Here is a 7,993-nt window from a genome sequence, read left to right on the forward strand (position 1 = left end):
CAGATCGTTGCGGATCGACAGCAGGCGCTCGAACAGTTCGCGGGCCTCGTCGGTGCGGCCGATCAGGGCGAGGGCGTCGGCGAGCCAGAAGGAGCAGGCGAGGAAGGCGCCTTCGTCGCCCGGCAGGCCGTCCACTCCGCCGTCGGTGGGGTAGCGCAGGACGAAGCCGTCCTCGGTGGACAGTTCGCGCTGGATCGCCTCGATGGTGCCGATGACGCGCTTGTCGTCGGCGGGCAGGAAGCCGACCTGGGGGATCAGCAGCAGCGAGGCGTCTAGTTCGGCTGAGCCGTAGGACTGGGTGAAGGTGTTGCGGTCCGGGTCGTAGCCGTGCTCGCAGACGTCGGCGTGGATGGTGTCGCGCAGCGCGCGCCACCGCTCCAACGGGCCCTGTTCGTCGGTCCGTTCCAGCAGTTCGATGGTGCGGTCGACGGCGACCCAGGCCATGACCTTGGAGTGGACGAAGTGGCGGCGGGGGCCGCGGACCTCCCAGATGCCCTCGTCGGGGTTCTGCCAGTGGTCCTCGAGGTAGTCGATCAGGCGCAGTTGGAGCTGGTGGGCGTGGTCGTTGCGGACGAGGCCGGTCATGTGGGCGAGGTGGAGGGCTTCGACGACCTCGCCGTAGACGTCGAGCTGGAGTTGTCCGGCGGCGCCGTTGCCGATGCGGACGGGCTGGGAGCCCTCGTAGCCGGGCAGCCAGTCGAGGGAGGACTCGGTGAGCTCGCGCTCGCCGGCGATGCCGTACATGATCTGGAGGTTCTCGGGGTCGCCGGCGACGGAGCGCAGGAGCCATTCGCGCCAGGCCTTGGCCTCGTCGCGGTAGCCGGTGCGCAGCAGGGAGGAGAGGGTGATGGCGGCGTCGCGCAGCCAGGTGTAGCGGTAGTCCCAGTTGCGTTCGCCGCCGATGTCCTCGGGCAGGGAGGTGGTGGGGGCGGCGACGATGCCGCCGGTGGGGGCGTAGGTGAGGCCCTTGAGGGTGATCAGGGAGCGGATCACGGCTTCGCGGTAGGGGCCCTGGTAGGTGCACTGGTCGGCCCAGTCGTGCCAGAACTCCTCGGTGGCGTCGAGTGCCTGGGCCGCGTCCGGCTGGTCGGGTGCGGGGAGGTGGGAGGCCTGCCAGGTGAGGGCGAAGGCGATCCGTTCCCCGGCGGTGACGGTGAAGTCGGCGTAGGTGGTGAGGTCGCGGCCGTAGGTCTCGGCCTCGCCGTCCAGCCACACGGAGTCGGGGCCGGCGACGGCCACCGTGCGCGCAGCAGTTGGCGGCGGTTGACGCCGTCCAGGGCGGCGGCCTCCTCCAGTTCGCGCGGGATGTCCTGGAGGGCGGCGAGGAAGATCAGCATGAAGGTGCCGGAGGTGGTCCAGACCGCCATCAGGATCAGGGTGGACATCGCGACCGAGGGCCCGGCGAACCACTCGGACCAGGAGAGTCCGAGCGGCCCGCCGGCGGTCGGCGCCGGCTGGTCGACGCCGAACCAGCCGAGGACCAGCCAGACCAGTCCGCGCGGGTCGGCGAACCAGTTCGGCCCCTGGACGCCGAGCCAGCCGAGCATCCGGTTGACGGCGCCGCTGCCCTGGAAGAGGAAGAGGAAGACCGTCGAGACGGCGATCGAGCTGGTGACGGACGGGAAGTAGAACACCGTGCGCAGGGCGCCCCGGCCGCGCAGCATGCGCTGGTTGACGGCGATGGCGAGGAAGAGCGCCAGCCCCGTCTGGAGCGGCACGGTCAGCACCACGTAGTACAGGGTGTTGCGCAGCGAGGTGGCGAACAGGGTGCGGTCCAGGCCGTCCTGGGTGAACAGCCGCCGGTAGTTGTCCAGGCCGACGAAGTCCGCGCTGCCGCTGAAGGGGTTGGACTGGCCGTCCCAGTGCAGCAGGCTGACCCACAGGGCCATCGCGATGGGCAGGACCATGAAGAGCCCGAGGACGAGGACCATGGGGCCGGTGAACAGCCAGCCCCACGCTCCCTCGCGCAGGCCGCGCTCGGCCTTCGTACCGGCGGTGCGGGCCGTACGGGCGGTGCGGTCGGTACGGGCGGCGCTCTTACTTGGCATTCTTGAGCGCCTGCTCGCCGTTGCGCTGGAGGCTGCCCAGGACGGCCGCCGGGTCACCGGTCTTCAGCGACTGGAGGTCGGTGTTGAACTGGGTGAGCACCTGGTTGAACCCGGCGATGGTGACCGGCGGCTGGGAGGTGGCGACGCCATCGACCCAGGCCTTGGACTCCGGGTACTGCTGGGCGTAGGTGGCCAGCGCGCTGGTGCGCGAGGGCATCACGCCGAAGGCCTTGGAGAACTCCAGCTGCTGGTCGGCGCTGGTCAGGTGCTTGACCAGGTCGACGCCGGCGGCCTGGTGGGTGCTCTTGGCGGCGATGCCCCAGCAGTTGCTGAACGCGAGGGTGCCGGGGCCGGCCGGGCCGGCGGGCAGCGGGAGCACCTTGTACGGGACGTTCGGGAAGTCCTTGGCCATCGCCCCCTTCAGCCAGTTGCCCTCGATGGTCATCGCGGCCTTGCCCTTGCCGAGCGCCTCGCCGCCCCAGCCGGCGTCCACCTCGGCGACGTACTTGGCGGAGCCGGCCTTCATCATGGACTGGAGGTACTCCAGCGCCTGCTTGTTGGCCGGGCTGTCGGCGGTCATCGTCTTCTGCTCGGGGTCGGTGATCCAGCCGCCGGCCTCCTTCAGCAGGGCGCCGACCCGCTGGTAGTCGGGGGCGGTGACGAGGCCGGTGACGCCGTCCTTGGTGAGCTTGGCGGCGTCGTCGGACAACTGCTGCCAGGTGGTGGGGTAGTCGGCCTCGGTCAGGCCGGCCTGCTTCCAGAGGTCGGTGTTGATCGCCAGGCCCAGGGTGGAGCTGTCCTTGGGCAGGCAGGTGAGCTTGCCGTCGTTGCTGAAGGCCTTGCGCAGCTGCTCGGAGAAGTCCGCGGCGTCGGGTATCTGGTCGCCGTAGGCGTAGAGCGAGCCGCCCTTGGCGTAGTTCGCGAACTGGTCGGAGTTGACGTAGAAGAGGTCCGGCGGGGTGCCGCCGGCGAGGGCCTGGCCGAGCTGCTGGTTGATGTTGCTGGCGATCTGCACCGTGACGGTGTTGCCGGTCTGCTGTGCCCAGGCGGCGGTGGCCGCCTTGACCGCCGCGGTCTCGGCCTCGCCGGAGGTGGCGATCAGCACCGTCAGGTCCTGCTTGCCGCCGGAGGACTGCTTGGCCGTCGAGTCGCCGAAGCCGCCGGAGGAGGAGCAGCCGGTGACGGCGCCGAGGGCGACGGCCGCGCAGACGGCGGCCGCGGCGAGGGTGCGGGAGGTGGCCATGCGTGATCTCCTTGCGAGGGTGGGGGGATGGGTCGGAGACGGCTCGGGGGAGCGGTGTCACACGCTTTCGCGGAGCACCAGTTCCGGTTCCAGCAGGACGTGTTCGGTCGGCCGTTGCCGGTCGCCGAGCCGGTCGAGTAGGAGCCGCATGCACTCGCGGCCGACCGCGTCGAGCGGCTGGGCGAGGCTGGACAGCGAGGGGAAGAGCAGGGGGGCGATCGGCGAGTCGTCGAAGCCGATGACGGCCGCCTCCGGGCCGGGGGTGCGGCCGTCGTGCCGCAGTGCCTGGTACCAGCCGAGGGCCAGGGTGTCGCTGGCGGCCACGACCGCGGTCGCGCCGGCCGCGAGCAGCCGCTCGGCGGCCTCGGTGGCGCGCTCCGGGTCGTCCGGGCTCTCGGCCCGGCGGCCCCGGGTGGGCAGGCCGAGTTCGCGCATCGTGCTCTGCCAGCCGCGGGCGCGGTCGTCGCCGACGCCGGAGCCCTTGGGCCAGCCGAGGAAGCCGATCCTGCGGTGGCCGAGCCCGGCCAGGTGCCGGACGGCGGCCGAGGTCCCGGCGGCGCCGTCCACGTCGACCCAGTCGCCGACGTCCCGGCCGCTCCAGGTGCGGCCGAAGGCGACGTACGGGACGCCCTGTTCGTGCAGCCAGCCCTGGCGGCGGTCGCCGCGGTCGGTGCCGCTGAGCACGAAGCCGTCCGCGCCGTGCTCGTCCAGCAACTGCCGGTAGCTGGTGAGCTCGTCGTCCCCGGGGGCGACGGCGAACAGCACCACCCGGTAGCCGGCCCGGTCGGCGGCCTCGGAGAGCGAGTGCAGGAACCGGTCCAGGACGGGGGTCGCGACGCCGGTGCTGCTGGAGCGGATGCCGTAGCCGATCAGCCGGCTGGCCCTGGTCTTCAGGGCCTGCGCGGCCCGGTGCGGCCGGTAGCCGAGCTCGTCGATGGCGCGCCGGACCCGCTCCAGCGTCTGCGGGCGCAGCAGCTCGGGCGAGTTGATCGCGTTGGAGACCGTCTGGCGGCCCACGCCGGCCCGGGCGGCGACCATTTCGAGGGTCACGGCGGACCCTGTCCTGGGCCGGGGCGATGAGTGTGCATGCATGACGGCGATCCTAGGTTCTGTCTCCATCGACATGAATGTTGGAGCGTTCCAATCCGGGGTTCCATCATCCCCACCAGGGGGGTTAATGTCTTGGAACGCTCCAACGGCAGAAAGGTTGCGCCCGGGTGGAAGCAACTGTCAAGCCCCCAGCAGAGGATGAAGAGACCATGTCAGCGATGGAAGCGATTGACCTGCAGCCGTTCCTGCACGACGCCCGGCTCTCCGTGGCCGCCCCGAGCTTCTGCGCCTCCCGCCCCGACGGCCGGTTCGCCGGGGGAGCGGACGGCTTCTTCCACGGGGACCGCCGGATCCTCTCCCGCCTGGAGGCCACCGTCCCCGGCGTCCCCAACGCACCCGTCGCCACCGCCGAGGGCCCGGACGGCAGCACCACCTTCGTCACCGTGCTGCGCGGCCTCGCCGAGCGGACCGCCGACCCCGCCACCACCCTGGAACGCCGCCGCGAAGTCGCCCCCGGACGCCTCACCGAGCGCTACACCGTCCACAACGGCGGCGACCTCACCGCCCGGCTGCGCCTGGACCTGCGCGCCGAGAGCGACTTCGCCGCGATGGACACCGTCAAGGCCGGCCGCGCCGACACCCCGCTGACCCCCGGCGCCGACGGCGACGACGCACTGCGCTGGAGCCGGGGCCCGCTCACCGCCGTCCTCGCCCTCACCCCGGCCCCCGACCACCTCGACCCCGCCACCGGCACCGCCGGCTACGACATCGAACTCGCCCCCGGCCAGTCCTGGCACGCCGTCCTGGAGTGCACCGCCGAACACGCCGAGGGCGACCTCTTCCCCGCCCCGCCCGCCGACGCCGCCCCCTGGCGCACCCCCGAGGTCACCGGCCGCGAACACGACCTCGGCCACTGGCTCGCCCGCTCCCACCAGGACCTGCGCGGCCTGCTGCTCACCGACCCGCTGAGCCCCGCCGACACCTTCCTCGGCGCCGGCGCGCCCTGGTTCCTCACCCTGTTCGGCCGCGACTCGCTCTGGGCGGCCCGGATGCTCCTCCCGCTCGGCACCGAGCTCGCCGCCGGCACCCTGCGCACCCTGGCCCGGCGCCAGGGCCGCGCCGTCGACCCGGCCACCGAGGAGCAGCCCGGCAAGATCCTGCACGAGGTCCGCCGCGCCGAGCAGCACCTCGACACCGGCGCCCACCTGCCGCCCTGCTACTTCGGCACCGCCGACGCCACCCCGCTCTGGCTCGTCCTGCTGCACGACGCCTGGCGCTGGGGCCTGCCCACCGACCAGGTCGAGGACCTCCTCCCGCACGCCGAGGCCGCCCTCGACTGGCTGGAGCGGTACGCCGACGCGGACGGCGACGGCTTCCTGGAGTACGTGGACAGCACCGGCAGCGGCCTGTCCAACCAGGGCTGGAAGGACTCCTCCGACAGCATCCGCTTCCGCGACGGCCGGATCGCCGACGCCCCGATCGCGCTCAGCGAGGTCCAGGCCTACGCCCACGAGGCGGCGGTCAAGGCGGCCGACCTGCTGGAGGCCTTCGGCCGCCCCGGTGCCGAGCACTGGCGGCAGTGGGCCGAGCGGCTGCGGGAACGCTTCCGCGACGCCTTCTGGACCGAGGACGGAAACGGCCGCTACCCGGTGGTCGCCCTCGACGGGGACAAGCGCCGGGTCGACTCGATCGCCTCCAACATGGGCCACCTGCTCGGCACCGGCCTGCTCGACGCCGAGGAGAGCGCCCTGGTCGCCGCCCGGCTCACCGCCCCGGGCATGGACAGCGGCTACGGGCTGCGCACCCTGGACGCCGCCGCGGCCGGCTTCAACCCGCTCGGCTACCACACCGGTTCGGTCTGGCCGCACGACAGCGCCATCGCCGTCCACGGCCTCGCCAAGGCCGGACTGCACGAGGCCGCCGAGCCGCTGGCCGCCGGACTGGTGCGCGCCGCCGCGGGCTTCGACCACCGGCTGCCCGAGCTCTTCGGCGGCCACCCGCGCGAGCGCTACGCCCGTCCCGTCCCGTACCCGGCGTCCTGCCGCCCGCAGGCCTGGGCCGCCGCCTCCGCCGTGACGGTCCTCCAGTCGCTGCTCGGCCTGGAGGCCGACGCACCGGGCCGCCGGCTGACGGTCCGGGCGCGGGTGCCCGCCGGGTACGAGTCGCTGCGGATCGAGGGGCTGACGGTGGCCGGACTGCCGATCGAGGTGACCACCGACCACACCGGCGCGGTCCGGATGCGCGCGCCCGAGGGCTTCACGGTCACCGTGGTCGACTGACCGGCGGCACCGCGGTGCGCCGACGGCGCTTCGGTCGCGCGGAAACACAGGTCGGCTCCGGCTCCCACCCGGGAACCGGAGCCGAACCGGGAGTTCCGGTGGTTACCGCAGGACGTCGACGAGGATGACGGCGCCGAGGACGACGGAGGCCAGGAGTCCGACCTTCACCGGCGTCAGCCGGTCCCGCACCTGGGCGCCCGGCCGGACACGCTCGCCCGGCTCGGTGCTGAGCTCCCACCAGTTGACGACCCGGCGGAAGTCCGTGTCGAAGTCCGCCGACGGGTAGAAGGTGCTGCTCTGGAGGGCCGGAAGCGAGCGGCGCCGGCCGTCGACGGTGTGGATCCGGGCCGCGCGCGTGCCCTCGCTCATGCCGAAGCCCTTGGTCTCCCGCACGTCGATCCAGGCGATCTGCCGCCAGGAGTAGGTGCGGCCACGGCCGAGCCCCCAGCAGAGGGTGATCCCGTCGGCGCCGACCCGGCTCCAGCACCGCATGGTGGCGTAGCGGCTCGGGACGGCGATCACCAGGGTCCCGGCGACGATCAGGAGCGTCGGGACGAGGCCGAGCCTCTTGTAGCCGATGACGAGTTGGGCCGCGAGGATGACCGCGAGCAGGCCGAAATCGGACCAGGACGGGCGGAACTTGTCTTTCCCCCGGAAGATCAGTTCGTTCACAGGGCGCACCCTACGCCCCGGTCGCCGGGCCCCGACAGGGCGGGGTCCCCGTGACGGGGCCCGGCAGACGGGACGTCACGGCAGGTAGTACGTCAGCAGATCGGACGTCAGCGGCGGGAACAGCGCCCGGTGCAGCTCCTCGTCCCCACGCCCGTACACGTCCGGCCGGATGCGGCTCAACCCCTCCAGCCCGTACGGCCCGAAGAGCAGCGCCGCCAGCGCGTCCGGCGCCACGCCCACGCCGCCGCCCGGGCCCGTGCCCTGCATCGTGCCGCCCGTGACCACCGAGCCCGGCTCCTGCGCGCCGAGCGGGATCCGGTAGTGCGCGCGGTAGGTGGAGAGCAGCAGTTCGCCGTCGGCGCGGTCCAGGCCGGCGGCGGCGAGGCGTTGGCGGAACAGGGGGCGCAGCCGGTCGAGCAGCACGGCCGGATCGGGGATGCGGACGTAGTACTGCTCCGCCTTGGGGCGCGGGGTGTCGTCCAGCAGCCCGTGCCAGACGGTGGCCGGCAGGGTGCCGGGCCGGTGCACCACCTGGAGCCGCGCCTCGGGCGCCAACGCCGCCACGCCGGCCAGCAGTTCGCGGGCCGCCCGCTCGTCCGCGGCGGCCGCCTCGACCAGGTGGAACTCGCCGTCGTCCACCGGGGTGGTGCGGCCCACCGCCACCACCTCGCCCGCGCGCTCGACCACCCGCAGGGTGCTCG

General features: G+C 73.1%; 5 protein-coding genes and 2 pseudogenes. 1 reads left to right on the top strand and 6 read right to left on the bottom strand.

Annotated elements, in window-relative coordinates:
- The 4 genes and pseudogenes from AE652_RS08270 to AE652_RS08285 all read right to left on the bottom strand — a co-directional run.
- A pseudogene (locus AE652_RS08270) lies at positions 1 to 1,245 on the bottom strand (glycoside hydrolase family 15 protein); the annotation flags it as partial.
- A 59-nt stretch (positions 1,246 to 1,304) separates the two neighbouring features.
- Positions 1,305 to 2,048 (bottom strand): annotated as a pseudogene (locus tag AE652_RS08275) (carbohydrate ABC transporter permease); the annotation flags it as partial.
- Entirely contained in the window at positions 2,038 to 3,291 is a 1,254-nt protein-coding gene (locus tag AE652_RS08280) for an extracellular solute-binding protein (RefSeq protein WP_049650543.1), read from the bottom strand. The pseudogene AE652_RS08275 and the gene AE652_RS08280, both read right to left, overlap by 11 nt.
- A gap of 57 nt (positions 3,292 to 3,348) precedes the next feature.
- Positions 3,349 to 4,341, bottom strand: a complete 993-nt coding sequence (locus tag AE652_RS08285; RefSeq protein WP_310593080.1) for a LacI family DNA-binding transcriptional regulator — start codon at positions 4,339 to 4,341, stop codon at positions 3,349 to 3,351.
- A 218-nt stretch (positions 4,342 to 4,559) separates the two neighbouring features.
- On the opposite strand from AE652_RS08285, the gene AE652_RS08290 reads away from it, so the two are divergent.
- Positions 4,560 to 6,620, top strand: a complete 2,061-nt coding sequence (locus tag AE652_RS08290; RefSeq protein ID WP_107086395.1) for a glycogen debranching N-terminal domain-containing protein — start codon at positions 4,560 to 4,562, stop codon at positions 6,618 to 6,620.
- Positions 6,621 to 6,722: 102 nt separating this feature from the next.
- Here the strand turns inward: AE652_RS08290 and AE652_RS08295 are convergent, their stop codons facing one another.
- The gene (locus tag AE652_RS08295) at positions 6,723 to 7,292 is read right to left on the bottom strand and encodes a PH domain-containing protein (protein ID WP_049650546.1); all 570 of its coding nucleotides are present in this window, start codon (positions 7,290 to 7,292) and stop codon (positions 6,723 to 6,725) included.
- A gap of 75 nt (positions 7,293 to 7,367) precedes the next feature.
- The coding region (locus AE652_RS08300; protein WP_049650549.1) for a hypothetical protein at positions 7,368 to 7,993 on the bottom strand (626 nt) is incomplete at its 5' end.

The organism is Kitasatospora sp. MY 5-36 (assembly GCF_001182915.1).
Lineage (GTDB): Bacteria > Actinomycetota > Actinomycetes > Streptomycetales > Streptomycetaceae > Kitasatospora.

Bases quoted from the DNA above. Each gene is read 5' to 3' on its own strand.
- AE652_RS08290 (WP_107086395.1), top strand. From the start codon at position 4,560: ATGGAAGCGATTGACCTGCAGCCGTTCCTGCACGACGCCCGGCTCTCC.
- AE652_RS08280 (WP_049650543.1), bottom strand. From the start codon at position 3,291: ATGGCCACCTCCCGCACCCTCGCCGCGGCCGCCGTCTGCGCGGCCGTC.